The organism is Helicobacter pametensis ATCC 51478 (genome assembly GCF_000518225.1).
Classification (GTDB): Bacteria; Campylobacterota; Campylobacteria; order Campylobacterales; family Helicobacteraceae; genus Helicobacter_G; species Helicobacter_G pametensis.
The window spans coordinates 129,292-142,798 of record NZ_JADE01000007.1 but is presented as its reverse complement, the minus strand read 5'-3'; the positions used below and the strand labels follow the sequence as shown (position 1 = coordinate 142,798).

15 protein-coding genes are annotated in these 13,507 nt (G+C 40.5%); 6 read left to right on the top strand and 9 right to left on the bottom strand.

The features are described from left to right. Positions 1-10 precede the first annotated feature (10 nt). Entirely contained in the window at positions 11-973 is a 963-nt protein-coding gene (locus T391_RS0101840) for a transaldolase (protein ID WP_034583417.1), read from the top strand. A gap of 47 nt (positions 974-1,020) precedes the next feature. Here the strand turns inward: T391_RS0101840 and T391_RS0101835 are convergent, their stop codons facing one another. The 5 genes from T391_RS0101835 to T391_RS0101815 are packed head-to-tail and all read right to left on the bottom strand — an operon-like array spanning position 1,021 to position 6,105. After that, a complete protein-coding gene (locus T391_RS0101835) occupies positions 1,021-1,755 on the bottom strand; it encodes a hypothetical protein (protein ID WP_156923047.1) in 735 nt (244 codons plus the stop codon). Between the two features lie 33 nt (positions 1,756-1,788). Then, the gene (locus tag T391_RS0101830) at positions 1,789-2,709 is read right to left on the bottom strand and encodes an SPOR domain-containing protein (RefSeq protein ID WP_027326911.1); all 921 of its coding nucleotides are present in this window, start codon (positions 2,707-2,709) and stop codon (positions 1,789-1,791) included. A gap of 11 nt (positions 2,710-2,720) precedes the next feature. Continuing rightward, the gene (locus tag T391_RS0101825) at positions 2,721-3,971 is read right to left on the bottom strand and encodes a serine hydroxymethyltransferase (RefSeq protein WP_027326910.1); all 1,251 of its coding nucleotides are present in this window, start codon (positions 3,969-3,971) and stop codon (positions 2,721-2,723) included. Further along, entirely contained in the window at positions 3,964-5,475 is a 1,512-nt protein-coding gene (lysS, locus tag T391_RS0101820) for a lysine--tRNA ligase (protein ID WP_027326909.1), read from the bottom strand. The genes T391_RS0101825 and lysS overlap by 8 nt, the downstream gene beginning before the upstream one ends. Continuing rightward, a complete protein-coding gene (locus T391_RS0101815; protein ID WP_027326908.1) occupies positions 5,476-6,105 on the bottom strand; it encodes a CvpA family protein in 630 nt (209 codons plus the stop codon). It lies immediately after the preceding gene. Between the two features lie 90 nt (positions 6,106-6,195). Here T391_RS0101815 and T391_RS0101810 point away from each other — a divergent pair, with 90 nt between their 5' ends. Further along, positions 6,196-7,419 carry an apolipoprotein N-acyltransferase gene (locus T391_RS0101810; protein WP_027326907.1) on the top strand — a complete coding sequence of 408 codons (1,224 nt, stop codon included), beginning with the start codon at positions 6,196-6,198 and terminating at the stop codon, positions 7,417-7,419. A 58-nt stretch (positions 7,420-7,477) separates the two neighbouring features. Further along, the gene (locus tag T391_RS0101805; RefSeq protein WP_027326906.1) at positions 7,478-8,188 is read left to right on the top strand and encodes a hypothetical protein; all 711 of its coding nucleotides are present in this window, start codon (positions 7,478-7,480) and stop codon (positions 8,186-8,188) included. 32 nt (positions 8,189-8,220) lie between these two features. Here T391_RS0101805 and T391_RS07610 read toward each other — a convergent pair whose 3' ends face one another. The 4 genes from T391_RS07610 to secG are packed head-to-tail and all read right to left on the bottom strand — an operon-like array spanning position 8,221 to position 10,174. Continuing rightward, the gene (locus T391_RS07610; protein WP_034583413.1) at positions 8,221-8,658 is read right to left on the bottom strand and encodes an RDD family protein; all 438 of its coding nucleotides are present in this window, start codon (positions 8,656-8,658) and stop codon (positions 8,221-8,223) included. Then, complete coding sequence (gene pyrE, locus T391_RS0101795; protein ID WP_027326905.1) at positions 8,648-9,259, bottom strand: orotate phosphoribosyltransferase; 612 nt, start codon at positions 9,257-9,259, stop codon at positions 8,648-8,650. Before pyrE ends, T391_RS07610 begins: the two co-directional genes overlap by 11 nt. Positions 9,260-9,271: 12 nt before the next feature. Further along, a complete protein-coding gene (gene frr / locus T391_RS0101790; RefSeq protein ID WP_027326904.1) occupies positions 9,272-9,829 on the bottom strand; it encodes a ribosome recycling factor in 558 nt (185 codons plus the stop codon). Beyond that, positions 9,830-10,174, bottom strand: coding sequence for a preprotein translocase subunit SecG (secG, locus tag T391_RS0101785; RefSeq protein ID WP_027326903.1), 345 nt, complete (start codon positions 10,172-10,174; stop codon positions 9,830-9,832). It abuts the gene before it with no gap. Positions 10,175-10,270: 96 nt separating this feature from the next. On the opposite strand from secG, the gene T391_RS0101780 reads away from it, so the two are divergent. From T391_RS0101780 to T391_RS0101770, 3 genes are all read left to right on the top strand, one after another. Next, on the top strand, positions 10,271-10,975 hold the full coding sequence (locus tag T391_RS0101780; protein WP_027326902.1) for a methyltransferase: 705 nt from the start codon (positions 10,271-10,273) through the stop codon (positions 10,973-10,975). Between the two features lie 11 nt (positions 10,976-10,986). Further along, positions 10,987-11,970: a tryptophan--tRNA ligase gene (gene trpS / locus T391_RS0101775; protein WP_034583409.1), complete on the top strand. Its 984-nt coding sequence runs from the start codon at positions 10,987-10,989 to the stop codon at positions 11,968-11,970. Positions 11,971-12,062: 92 nt separating this feature from the next. Beyond that, positions 12,063-13,487 carry a Do family serine endopeptidase gene (locus T391_RS0101770; RefSeq protein ID WP_027326900.1) on the top strand — a complete coding sequence of 475 codons (1,425 nt, stop codon included), beginning with the start codon at positions 12,063-12,065 and terminating at the stop codon, positions 13,485-13,487. The last annotated feature ends 20 nt before the right edge of the window (positions 13,488-13,507 follow it).

Here is a 13,507-nt window from a genome sequence, read left to right as displayed (position 1 = left end):
GAGCATTTTAATGGATAAAACTTTGCAAAATCAGGGCTTTAGCCTATGGTGTGATTTCATTGAGCGAGATTTTTTGAAACAAAGATTCTCTACTCTCATCCAAGAAGGCAAAATCTTTGGAGCCACAAGCAATCCAAGTATCTTTGCTCAAAGTTTCAAAACTTCCCCAGCCTACAAAGAAGAGATCGCATCACTACAACACAAAAATGCCAAAGAAATCTATGAGACTCTAGCCATCGCTGATATCAAAAGTGCAGCCAAACTTTTATATCCTCTCTATGAGCGTGATTGTGATAATGGCTATGTCAGTATTGAGATAGATCCCCTCTTTTGCGATGATGCACAAGCAAGTATCCAAGAAGGTAGAAGACTCTTTGATGAGATCAATGAACCCAATGTTATGATCAAAGTCCCAGCCACACAGGCAGGATATGAAGTCATGGAAGAGCTACTCACTCAAAACATTCCCATCAATGCCACACTTGTCTTCTCCCCATCTCAAGCACTTGAATGTGCTCAAGCTTTCAGACGCGCAAGAGATAAGGGTGGGATTGGCAAAAGTGTCATTAGTGTCTTTGTCTCACGCCTAGATCGTGCCACCAATACACTTCTCCCTCCACATCTCCAAAACAAACTAGGCATCACCAATGCCAAGCACATCTACAACCTTATTGAAGGACTTGGAGATCATAACACACGCACGCTCTTTGCAAGCACAGGAGTCAAAGGAGGAGATTTGAAGGCGAGTTATTATGTCGATGAACTTCTTTTGCCTCATGCGATCAATACAGCTCCACTTGAGACGATTGAGGCTTATTTCACCCATCAAGATACAGACATCAAAAATAGTGCGAGTGATTTATCGGCATTTGACAGCATCGATCTATCTACACTCTATGCCAAACTTTTGGAAGATGGACTTGAGGCATTTAAACTAAGCTTTCAAGATCTGCTCACTTCGCTCAAACACTAGGACTTATGCAAATACACTTTGATCTTTCAAAGCTGTATTTACAACCCTTAGAATCGATAACTATATCCTAGAGAGATGTAGTTATCCTGTGTGATTTGGGTGCGAATCTCATTTGACTGAAGGGTTTGCAAGGAATGTTCCCTCATAGTATAAGTGGTGCTTGTGCGTCCAGAGCTCATCATATCACCAAATCGATATGCAAGTGTGATTTGATGTCTATCATAGTGGTAACCAAGTCCTAGCTGAGGATAGATTTCATGCATCATCACATCACCAAAATTAAGACCAATCGAGGATATATCACCTTGATTGGAACTTCGAGTCTTTACAAAATAAGAGAAACGATAGCCCACACCTAGACTTAATGCCAATGTATGTTTGCCCTCTTCCCAAAAATCCCATACTGCCTCAAGATCTACTCCAGTTTTGATAGGGAGATACTCCAACTCAAAACCCATCCATGATGCATTGGTTTTTGAGATCGAGATCTCTCCTTTTGTAAGATTGCCTACACCGACATACACACCTCCCCTCAATCCCAAACCCAAACCAAAATAATGCTGATATCCAAGCCTCACTCCTCCATCAAATGCTAGATGTGTGGCAGTAGTGTTTGGGTGTTGTGTATTGTGAGTAGAAAACCTGCTCATCCCTCCATTGATTTCTATCCCCAAAAGGATTCCATTTTTTGATCCATCTATGTTGGGGGATTCTGCATGGAGGGTTTCAGTCTTGAGGTGTTCTTCTGCCCAAAGGGATGAGGCTAGTAGTAGCCCTCCCAAAATGATCTTTTGGAATCTCATCTTCTAAACTTCTTAGCGGATCTCCACAATCAATGGTTTAGCTACCTTACTCGCCACCTCACTTACCTTGGCTTGAGCTTCTGCTCTAGATTTGAAAGGTCCGATCAAATAGCGATTGACAACTCTGCCATTTTGATCCATTTTCTGCACCTGATAGGCAAAACCTGAGAGTTTTTTCATAAACTCAGCATTAGGTTTACTGCCAAAAACTCCCACTTGAAGATAGAAACCATTGGGAATCTTCTTTTGGATCGATCCAAAAGTTTGTATTGCAGTTTGAGACTTGGGCGCAGTGGATGTAACTTGCTTGGCTTTTGGAGCAGTAGGTTTGGAAATCTCTGATTTGGGTGTCGTGACTTTGGGGCTAACTGGCTTGGGTTCTGATTTGGGCTCTGGCTTAGAAACTGGTGTAGTAGATTTTTTGAGCTTGCTCATCTGATCTTTATCTACTGAAGCTTTGGGTGTCGTTTCAGGTTTGGGAGTGTTTTGCTCTGCATTAGATTGTGAATCTTTACTCTGTGTTGGATCTACATTGATCTTTTGGAGAGCTTGGATAGGAGTTGTTGGCTCCTTAGCTGTTTGTGAGGGCTGTTGACTTGGCTCACTTTTTTTGATCACTTGAGGTTGAGCTAGCTGATCATCAGGGGATTCGTGCTTGGATTTGATCTCAGCAATTAGCTTATCAAACTCTTCATCTACTTGACTTTTGGGAGTTTGTGCTTGGTCTGGATTGACAAATTTCTCAAGCTCAGCATGGGTGACTTCAAGTCCTTTGGGCTTCTCAGGTTTAGCCAAAATAAAATAAGCCACTATTCCAACTGTTGCAATCAGCAATACAGAAGCAATCGCAATAAGAATCTTTCGCTTGGATTGATCCTTATCTACGGGCTGCTCTGGGCTATCAACCAAAATATCATCTAGATTATTTTCCATACTTTACTCCTTCAATAAATCGCTTGAGTGTAGAGATTGAATGGGCGTGTGAATTCTTCAACCTCTTGCTTCACTTTTGCTTGAACTCTAGTATCATTGATCGCATCAAGCACTTCAGCGATCTTTTGAGCAATCCACTCAAATTCTTTTTCTTTCATTCCCCTAGCTGTCAGTGCTGGAGATCCAAGACGGATACCACTTGTGACAAATGGACTTCTTTTCTCTCCTGGGACGGTGTTTTTATTGACAGTCATCCCTGCATTGCCTAGAGCCAAATCCGCATCTTTACCGCTAAATTCTCTCTCCAAGAAATCCATCAAAATCAAATGATTCTCAGTCCCATTGCCTACAAGCTTATAACCTCTTTGCATCAATACCTTTGCCATCGCATTGATATTGGAGCGGACTTGCTTTGCATAGTCTCTCCACTCAGGTTTAAGATTTTCTTTGAATCCTACAGCTTTGGCGGCAATAAGATTCATCAATGGCCCACCTTGTGTGCCTGGGAAAATCGCTTTATCAATCTTGCTTGCAATTTCTTCATCATTACTCAAGATCACCCCTCCCCTTGGACCTCTAAGTGTCTTATGAGTTGTTGTTGTCACGACATGGCAGTGTGGGAAGGGATTGGGATATTCATCTGCTACCACAAGTCCTGCCACATGCGCTACATCACCCATTAGAATCGCTCCCACCTCATCAGCGATCTCTCTAAACTTTGCAAAATCAAGACGCTTTGTATAAGCACTAAATCCACAGATAATCAGCTGAGGCTTGATGATATGAGCAATCTTCCTCACCTCTTCATAATCAATGCATCCCTCAAGATTCACTCCATAAGAAAAACTATGATAAGTCTTCCCGCTTGAGCTCACTTTGGCTCCATGTGTGAGATGCCCTCCATGGCTTAGATCCATCCCCAAAATCTTGTCATATGGTTTTAAAAGAGCATTAAAGACTGCATTATTGGCTTGACTTCCAGAGTGAGGCTGGACATTGGCAAAAGAGCATCCAAAGAGTTTTTTCACTCGCTCAATCGCAATCTCTTCAATTTTATCGACAAACTCACATCCTCCATAATAACGCTTATAGGGATAGCCTTCAGCATATTTGTTGGTCAAAATACTTCCCATTGCCTGCATCACACTTGGAAATGTGAAATTCTCACTTGCAATGAGCTCTAGATGTGTATTTTGTCTATGAAATTCCTGCTCAATCAAATCAAAAATTTCTCTATCTTCATTTTTCAAAAACTCACTCATTTTCTTCCTCCTTGATTTCAAAAGTTTGCTTGATTGGCTTCATTGCTGGGAACAAAATCACATCTTTGATCGTCTTACTATTAGTCAGAAGCATCACAAGGCGATCAATCCCAATTCCCTGTCCTGCTGTGGGTGGCATCCCATGAGCCAAAGCCCACACATAATCTTCATCCATATATTGCGCTTCTTCATCTCCAGCATCTTTTGCCTTCACTTGATCTTTGAATCGCTCATATTGATCTAGGGGATCATTGAGCTCACTAAATCCATTGGCAATCTCCTTGCCACCCACAAAAAACTCAAAACGATCAGCCAAAGATGGATCTACATCATTGCGTCTTGCAAGAGGACTGATCTCGATAGGATATTCTGTGATGAAGGTGGGGTTGATCAGTTTTGATTCTACAAAGGCATCAAATGCCTCACTTTGGAGATGACCATAGCTCATCGATGGAGATACCTCCACACCTTTTGAGCTCAAAAACTCATAGAGTTTGAGAGGATTTTCAACAATCTCAGATTCAATCCCACCAATTTGGCAAAGTGATTGTTTGTAAGTCAGAATGGAAACTTGGGAAAAATCAATCACCTCATCTCCATGGGGAATCTGCATGGGCAACTTCAAAGCCTCCAAAAGCGAGGCAAAAAGCTCTTGGGTTAGCTTGATCAAATCTTCATAAGTTTTATAAGCCCAATAAAACTCAATCATCGTAAATTCTGGATTGTGGCTATGATCCATTCCCTCATTTCTAAAATTTCGATTGATTTCAAACACAGCCTCAAACCCACCCACAATCAAACGCTTCAAATAAAGCTCAGGAGCGATTCTTAAATATCGCTCTACTTCTAGTGCATTATGATAGGTGATAAATGGTCTTGCATTGGCTCCCCCTGGGATTGGGTGAAGCATAGGGGTTTCTACTTCCAAAAATCCTTTGGATTCAAAAAACTTGCGGATATGAGAGACGATCAAACTCCTCATTTTGAAAGTTTCCTTCACATGGGGATTGACAATCAAATCAAGATAGCGTTGGCGATAACGCAACTCAATATCGCTTAATCCATGGAATTTCTCAGGCAATGGAACGATGGATTTACTTAGAATCTGCAAAGAAGTGGCATGCAAACTAAGCTCTCCGGTTTTGGTCACAAAAGGAAAGCCTTGTGCATAGATGATATCCCCCACTTCAAGATGTTTTTTGAGGATCTCAAACTCATCTTCAAGCTCATTTTTGGAGAAATACACCTGCAAAATTCCACTCTCATCTTCAATCTTGATGAAACTTGCCTTCCCCATCCATCGCTCAAACTTTACGCGTCCAACGATAGATTCTGTTTGGTTTGGATCTTTCCTTTCTTCTTGCTCTACTAGAGTTGCATAGCGATCTAGAAAGTCTGCATTTTTGATGCTTCTCTCCAAACCATTAGCATAAGGATTTTTTCCTAAGCTACGCAAAGAATCAGCTTTTTGAATGCGTTGTTGAATATATTGATTATCAAACATTTATTGCCCCTTAATGATTTCTTGTGGATTGGATACTGACTGCTCAATCTTTTCTTCCAGCGCCTTGGTTTCATCAATCACTTTATTCTTGGTATGATCCAATTTTTGCTGAGCCTCATTAGTATCTTGAGGGATATAGGCACCTACATCAATCTTGACAAGCTTTGATGCGATACCCTCCATCAATGGATACATCTGACTATGATTGCCAACATGGCGCAATACACCAGACATAAACTCCAAGCTCAAAGCTAGATGTAAAACAATCGCGATCGCCAAAAAGGCTTTAAGCGCACCAAAAAAAGCTCCCAAGATGCGATTGATGTATTTAGAAAATGCCGTTGTGGCAATGCGTGAGATCAACTCTGCAAGTAAAAGTGAAGAAATCCAAATTGCCAAGAAAATGATCAAAAACCCCACAAAAGTATGCAAAGTCCCAGAGCCCAAATCAAAAACATGTGCCCTAAACCAATCTCCCGCCTCATATGAATATCTTGAAGCAAACACAACGCCAAGCACCAAACCTAGCATCCCAAGCAATTCGCGCATAAAACCAGAGAAAAATCCACGAAATGCGATAAAAGCCATGATTCCAAGAATAATGAAATCAATATAACCTAAGTTATCCATGTATAATGCTCCACAAAAACCCTTGATTAAACTGTGAATTTTACAACAAATCCTTATGAGCATTTGATTTTCTTAAATAAGGCTTATCCATTGATCTGGCGTAGTTTGCTTTTGTCTTTTCTCTTTGTGTTACCACTTTATTGGGTATGGATTTTTGAGTTCATCTTAAAGATTCCCATCCCGCTTTGGCTCAATTCAATTTGTGCACTCCTGAGTTTTTGGATTTTTCTTTTTATCCCCTCAAGGATGAAGTTTTGGTTTGGCTTTTTTGTGGGGTTATTGTGGTTTTATTGGGTTGGCTTCTCTTTTGTATATTTTGGGTTTGCATACCTCGTGCCACTCATTAGTCTTGTTGTGGCTTGTATCTATATGCTTATTTTTGCCCTCGCCTTATACTCTTCCAACCTCATCTATCGCCTCATTTTTCTTCTCTCTTTGAGCTTTATCCATCCTTTTGGATTTGATTGGATGAATCTTGATAGTTTCTTGGCATATAGCTATTTTGGGGTTTCTAAGTCTGATCTATTTATGATTCTTGTGGCTTTGGTGAGTGCATATTTTGCTTACAATCAAGCATCAAAATTCCTTTTTATTTTGTCTGCTTTTTTGATCTTATGTGCCTTAGAGTTTCCCTCACCCAAGCCCAATCCTCCTCTCCCCTACAAATTTAGCCTGCTCAATACAGATTTCTCACAAGATCTCAAATGGCAGAAGACATATGCTGCACACAACGCAACTCTTCAGCTCAAAATGATTCACCGCTCTATCCAAGAACATTCCAAATTGATCATTCTCCCAGAGACAGCCTTCCCTTTTGTGCTTGAGCATTCAATCTATTTTCAAATGCTCAAAGATCTTAGTGCTCAAAGCACCCTTGTAGTCGGTGCCTTGAGAGAAAAAGATGGCAAGCTTTATAATTCCACTTATGTATTTCAAAATCACAAAGTGCATATTTTTGACAAAGTGGTTTTAGCTCCCTTTGGGGAGAAAATCCCACTCCCTGATCTTTTGGCCAAGCCACTAAGTAAAATTTTTTTGGGTGATGGAGCTCCACAATTTAGCCCAAGTCTAAAATTTGGTTATTTCACTCTAGGAGAGAAGACATTTAAGAGTGTGATTTGCTATGAGGGGACAAGTGCGAGAGCTTATGAGGATTCTCCCCCATATCTTATTGTGATTAGCAATAATGCTTGGTTTCCTCACTCCATTCAACCAGCACTCCAAAAAAATCTTATGAAATACTACTCAAAACTCCATCAAACAACCATTCTGCATGCTAGCAATGGATCACCAAGCTTTGTCATCTCTCCTTAAAATGGATGAAAAACTTGTCGATCTAGCTAAAATCGTTTAAAAATTTTAAGGAGACAAGATGGCAAAAGTGATATCTAGACTGATTGCTTGTGGGATTTTGGCACTAGGAGTTGCTCAAGCAGCACCCCAAAAACCCTCAGGAAATGTCGTAAAAAACCTTCAAAAAGGTTCTGTGATCAATGGTGCAAAAGCAACTGGTGATCTCACAAGATGGATGTTTTTCAATGATGGGTCTATTGGAGGATCTTGGACAAAAATTGGCAAATCAGAGTATGTCTCTGTGGATCTTGGATATTCAGCGACGATCACAACAATTGCGGCTGCTGGTGGATTGAGAGGGATTTTTGGAATCGATTTTGAATTTCCTATCTATGTCTCAGCTAAGGGTCAGACAAATGCTCTCACAACAAGCAATAATTTTGCTGAAGTCCTTGGATGGGGAGCGATGGTTCCATTGAGTGTGGGGATTGATGTCAATGGGTTTTATCTCAGAGGGCTAGTAGGATATGGCTACAACGAAATCAAGGAAGGCTATGACATCGGAGCCAATAAAAATGCTCATCTCACGGCTAGATACCACGGATTGATCTATGGTGGAAGCATCGGATATCGCATCAAAAATATTGTCAATATCGGTGCCAAAGCTATCTTTGGAAAGATGAAAAATGACAAAAGAGATGGAGATGCTTCACTAGCTGAGATCAGAGAACCCAAAGATCGCCACTACGATATGATGAGATTTGGAGGATATGTTTCGATTATCTTCTAAGATTTCTCTACGCTTTAAAAAAGGGGGGTGGGTTAAGATCTCACTTCTGTCTGACACACAAGATCATGAAAAGTCTTGCGATCTTTTCTCAAAAAAGGAAAAACAAAGCCAAACAACAATGCCAAGCTCAAAAGCCAAATAAAAAAACGCAATAAAGTAAGGAAAAAATTGGGTCTTTGTCCAGTTTGTGCATATAACTTCAATTCCTGAGCCCTCATCCCTGGAGTTTGCCCACCGATACAACAAAATAGCGAATCGATGATTCCATAAAGCAAGATGCAAGCAAAAATTGCCCATTGATTGGCTTGAAATGCTTCTTTGCTCCCAAGGATTCCATAGGTCATCACATACAAAATCGGGGTATAGATCATAAAAACATCAATCACAAGAGCCTTAAAACGCTCGAAAAATGAGGCACAAGAAATCTTAGGGCTACCTTTATCACCCCCCTGCTTCTTCTTAGTTCCCACGACTTCCTGGCTTAATCGCTGGAAGCTTACCTTCTTGACAAAGAGGACAAGAGGTCGGATCATAAATTTCAAAAACAAAATCTTCTAGGGCAAATAAAGGAAGATGGGAAGGAAGTTTGCCTTCAGATTTGGCTTCAAGAGTAGAACCAACACGCTTGCAAAATCCGCGGTTAGCCAATCCAGCAAATCCCACAATCTCAGCCCCCAAACTCTCAACGCATCGAGCAGATTCTAAGGCTGATCCCCCAGTCGTGATAATATCCTCACAGATCAAAATCCTCTCTTGGCAAGAAACCTCAAAACCACGACGCAAAGTCATCACGCCCTCAACACGCTCAGTAAAAATAAATCTCACACCCAAGGCCCTAGCAAGCTCATACCCTGCCAAAATCCCACCCAATGCTGGAGAGCACACACAATCAACTTTTAGTCCATATTCTCTGATTTGTTGTGCCAAAGCCTCTGCAAGTTCTTGAGCAACTTTTGGATTTTCCAAAACTTTTGCAGATTGGAGATAGTATGGAGAATGATTGCCGCTACTTAGCAAAAAATGCCCCTCAAGCAATGCATCAGCTCTCAAATAACAATCTCGAATATTCATGCATCAACTCCTTTAAACTTTCATAACCTCTTCTTCTTTGTGCTTAACCATCTCATCAATTTTTTTGACAAATTCATCTGTAAATTTCTGAATCTCATCTTGTCCTTTTTTGCTCATATCTTCAGTGATTTCTTTGTCTTTTTCAAGTTTTTTGATGGCATTGTTGCTCTCTTGACGCACATTGCGCACACCAACCTTAGCTTTCTCACCCATAGCTTTAGCTTCTTTGGCTACCTCTTTGCGCTGCTCTTGTGTCATCGGTGGAAAGAAAAGCTTCACACTCTCTCCATCGCTATTGGGATTCACTCCGATATTTGCCTCTTGGATCGCCTTTTCAACTTCTTTGATCAAAGTCTTCTCCCAAGGATTGATCACAATCGTTGTCGCATCTGTAGCGATCACTGATCCAATTTGATTGAGTGGTGTAGGAGTCCCATAATAATCAACGCGAATATTGTCTAAAATCGTGATTGATACTTTCCCACTTCGCAAGGTTCCAAAATCCCTTCTAAGCGACTCGATCGTCTTATTCATGGAATTTTGTGTTTGCTCATAAATCTTGCTTAGCATTTATTTCTCCTCTTTTTTATTTGTTGATTGATCTACTTGCACAGAAGGTGGCAAAGGTGCTGATGGAGCTTCTTGCGTTTGCAATGTCTGTGGCAGAGAATCCATCAAGCTTTTTTGCGTTTGCTTGGCATAAAAATAACTCAAGGCAATTGTGTTGATCAAAAACAATCCTCCAAAAAAAAGTGTGAGCTTGGCTAAAAATCCAGCTGCACCTTTAGCGCCAAAAACACTTTCATTACTCCCACCATAATTGACAAGCCCACCTCCAGAACTTTTTTGAAGAAGGACGACGATCACAATCAGAATTGTCAAAATAATTTGCAAAATAAACAAAGCTGAAATCATCTCAGAAATCCTTAATAATCAGGGTTTAAACCCGCGATTCTACCAAAACTTTAGATTATAATAATCGATAAAATCTCACTTAAATTAGGGTCGAATTTGCGTCTTTTTTCTTTCGATTCTCATGCCAAGTCTTACTCATCTTTTTGCGAGGCTCAGACTTTTTTCGCTCGATCTCTTGTATCAGCAGCTGCAAAAGAGTGGGGCACTTATTTTGGGACAATTTTGGATCTTGGATGTGGAAGTGGTGAAGTCTTGCGCCAAATACACAGTCACAAGATTGGATTTCAAGAATATATTGGGTGCGATCTTTCTCAGGCTATGCTTGATTCCTTTGATCCAGATCCCAGTGTTCAACATCACACCACACTTTTAAACTCAGACTTTGACACCACGCTCAAGCTTATCAAGTATGCAGATCTCATTATCTCTAGCTCAGCATTGCAGTGGTCACCAGATCTTGAGCATACACTCCATCTCATCGCACAATATTCTTCCAAGATCGCTCTAAGCATCATGACTTCAGAAACACTCAAAACATTTCATCACTTTTTAGATTCCACATCACCCCTCCCCGATCCTGCTAGGATTTTAAAATCTTTAGAACACTTCTTTGATGGTGAGATAAAAACCCTAGAAATCACACTTAGCTTTCAAGACAATCCAAGTCTAATTGCGCATCTAAGAGGGACGGGAATCATGGGTGGAGGAGTTTTGAGTTATCACCAAGCCAAAAAAATCCTAAAATATCAGGGAGATTTAAACTACCAAAGCCTTCTTTTTGTCGGTAAATCAAAAAAATAAAGGAATCATTTATGAAACAAAGAGTGTTTTCAGGCATCCAGCCCACTGGTAAAGTCACTATTGGGAACTATCTTGGTGCAATCAAAAATTGGGTGGAACTCCAAGAGCATTATGAAAACATCTTTTGTGTCGTCAATTCACATGCCATCACAACAAAGCAAGATCCCCAAATCCTCAAGCAGCATACTTATGATATGGCTGCTCTCCTTCTTGCTTGCGGAATTGATCCTGCTCAATCTAGTCTCTTTATCCAAAGCGAGATTGATGCCCATCCTGCGCTTGCTTGGATCCTCAATTGCAATATCCCTATGGGCGAAATGGAGCGCATGACACAATTCAAAGACAAGGCTCAAAAAAATCCCAAAAATATCAATGTCGGATTGTTTGATTATCCAGCATTGATGGCAAGTGATATTTTGCTTTATCAAACTGATCTTGTGCCTGTGGGAGAAGATCAAAAACAGCATCTTGAACTTGCACGCAATGTCGCACAGAGATTTAATCGTGATTTTGGAGAGTGTTTCAAGATCCCAGAACCCCTCATCACCAAACTTGGAGCCAGAATCATGGGACTTGATGATCCCACAAGCAAAATGAGCAAATCAAGCAAGGCTCAAAATCATGCGATCTTTCTGCTTGACTCACCAGAAGAGATTGAGAAAAAATTCAAAAAAGCAACAACAGATTCTCAAACCTCAATCGTGTTTGATCCTGAGCGCAAGGGTGTCTATAATCTTCTTTGCATCTATGAAATCTTTAGCAAAAAAACACGCGATGAGATCGAGGAAGAATTCAGAGATCAAGGATATGGACTTCTTAAAAGAAGAATTACTGAAGTAGTGGTTGAAACCCTTGAACCAATTCAAAGAGAATATACAAAAATTAGATCAGATGAAAAATACCTACTAGAGGTTTTAAATCAAGGCAAAGAAAAAGCCCAATCTATCGCGGATCAGACATACAAAAAAGCCAAAACACTTGTTGGTCTTATCTAGAATTTGTTTATGTATGGTTAGTTTTTCATTCTCAAAACATTTGCATATTATGACTAATCTTATGTCAAAACAAAATCAAAGGAGCTTTCACTATGAATAGAAAAATACTAGTATCTGCTGCACTAAGCATGAGTTTGTTGTTTGGCTTTGATGTTCAGGAGATGCCAAAAATTCAAGAGCGCGTCGCACCTGATATCGGTCAAAATAAGATCTACTCATTTAATTCTTCCATCGAAGAAGCCTCTAAGGTCGTAGTCAATATCTCAACTCAAAAAAAAATCAAAAATCAAATGGGCATGCACCCGATGTTCAACGATCCATTCTTTCAGCAATTCTTTGGAGATCTCTACAACCAAATTCCTAGAGAAAAAATTGAGAGATCTCTAGGGAGTGGAGTCATCATTTCAAGTGATGGCTATATCATCACCAATAATCATGTCATCGACGGAGCTGACAAGGTGATGGTCTCTCTCCCTGGAAACAACAAAGAATATCAAGCCAAGGTCATAGGAACTGATGCTAGAACTGATCTTGCAGTCATTAAAATTGAGCAGACTAATCTCCCATTCATCAAATTTGCTGATAGCTCTTTGGTCAAGATCGGAGATCTTGTCTTTGCTATTGGAAATCCATTTGGTGTTGGAGAAACGATCACTCAAGGGATTGTCTCAGCTCTCAACAAAAGCGGGATCGGAATCAATGATTATGAAAATTTCATCCAAACTGATGCTTCCATCAATCCTGGAAACTCTGGAGGGGCGCTTGTAGACAGTCGTGGTGCCTTGATTGGAATCAATACAGCAATCATTTCCAAAAGTGGGGGCAATCAGGGGATCGGATTTGCCATTCCTTCAGATATGGTCAAACGCATCGCTAAGCAATTAATCGAGCAAGGTGCGATTAGACGCGGTTATCTTGGCGTTGGGATTCAAGACATTAGTTCTGATTTGAGAGATACATATGGCAACAACGAAGGAGCTGTGATCATTAGTCTAGAAGCAGATTCACCTGCCAAAAAAGCAGGATTGATGGTCTGGGATCTCATCACAAAGATCAATGGAAAACCAATCAAAAATTCCGCAGAACTCAGGAATCTTATCGGCACAATGCCTCCCAATGAAAAAATCACACTCACTTATATGCGCGATAAGCAAGAAAAAACCATCACCCTCACTCTTGCTGAGAGTAAAGACACTAAGGGAAGTATGCAAGGCAGCAAGAAAGGTGTAAATGGAGCTCAAGGATTGGAAGGTGTCAGTGTGCAAGAAATTTCTCCTCAAATGCGACAACGCAATCAAATCCCAAGAGATATCGATGGGGTGCTTGTCACACGAATCGATGAAGATAGCAAAGCCTATGAATCAGGACTAAGGGCAGGAGATATCATCGGACAGATTGAAAACATCACAATCAAAAATCTAGCAAGCTACAAAAAAGCCCTTCAGCAATTTAGAGGAAAAACCAAACGCGTCCTTGTCTATAGCCAAAATGGAATCAAAACAATCGTCGTCAAATAACCTAACCCCCCATCCTCGCA

What these genes read in the sequence shown, in the direction of transcription:
- T391_RS0101840 (WP_034583417.1), top strand. Translation starts at nt 11, where the DNA reads ATGGATAAAACTTTGCAAAATCAGGGCTTTAGCCTATGGTGTGATTTC.
- T391_RS0101830 (WP_027326911.1), bottom strand. Translation starts at nt 2,709, where the DNA reads ATGGAAAATAATCTAGATGATATTTTGGTTGATAGCCCAGAGCAGCCC.
- T391_RS0101825 (WP_027326910.1), bottom strand. Translation starts at nt 3,971, where the DNA reads ATGAGTGAGTTTTTGAAAAATGAAGATAGAGAAATTTTTGATTTGATT.
- lysS (WP_027326909.1), bottom strand. Translation starts at nt 5,475, where the DNA reads ATGTTTGATAATCAATATATTCAACAACGCATTCAAAAAGCTGATTCT.
- T391_RS0101815 (WP_027326908.1), bottom strand. Translation starts at nt 6,105, where the DNA reads ATGGATAACTTAGGTTATATTGATTTCATTATTCTTGGAATCATGGCT.
- T391_RS0101805 (WP_027326906.1), top strand. Translation starts at nt 7,478, where the DNA reads ATGGCAAAAGTGATATCTAGACTGATTGCTTGTGGGATTTTGGCACTA.
- pyrE (WP_027326905.1), bottom strand. Translation starts at nt 9,259, where the DNA reads ATGAATATTCGAGATTGTTATTTGAGAGCTGATGCATTGCTTGAGGGG.
- frr (WP_027326904.1), bottom strand. Translation starts at nt 9,829, where the DNA reads ATGCTAAGCAAGATTTATGAGCAAACACAAAATTCCATGAATAAGACG.
- secG (WP_027326903.1), bottom strand. Translation starts at nt 10,174, where the DNA reads ATGATTTCAGCTTTGTTTATTTTGCAAATTATTTTGACAATTCTGATT.
- trpS (WP_034583409.1), top strand. Translation starts at nt 10,987, where the DNA reads ATGAAACAAAGAGTGTTTTCAGGCATCCAGCCCACTGGTAAAGTCACT.
- T391_RS0101770 (WP_027326900.1), top strand. Translation starts at nt 12,063, where the DNA reads ATGAATAGAAAAATACTAGTATCTGCTGCACTAAGCATGAGTTTGTTG.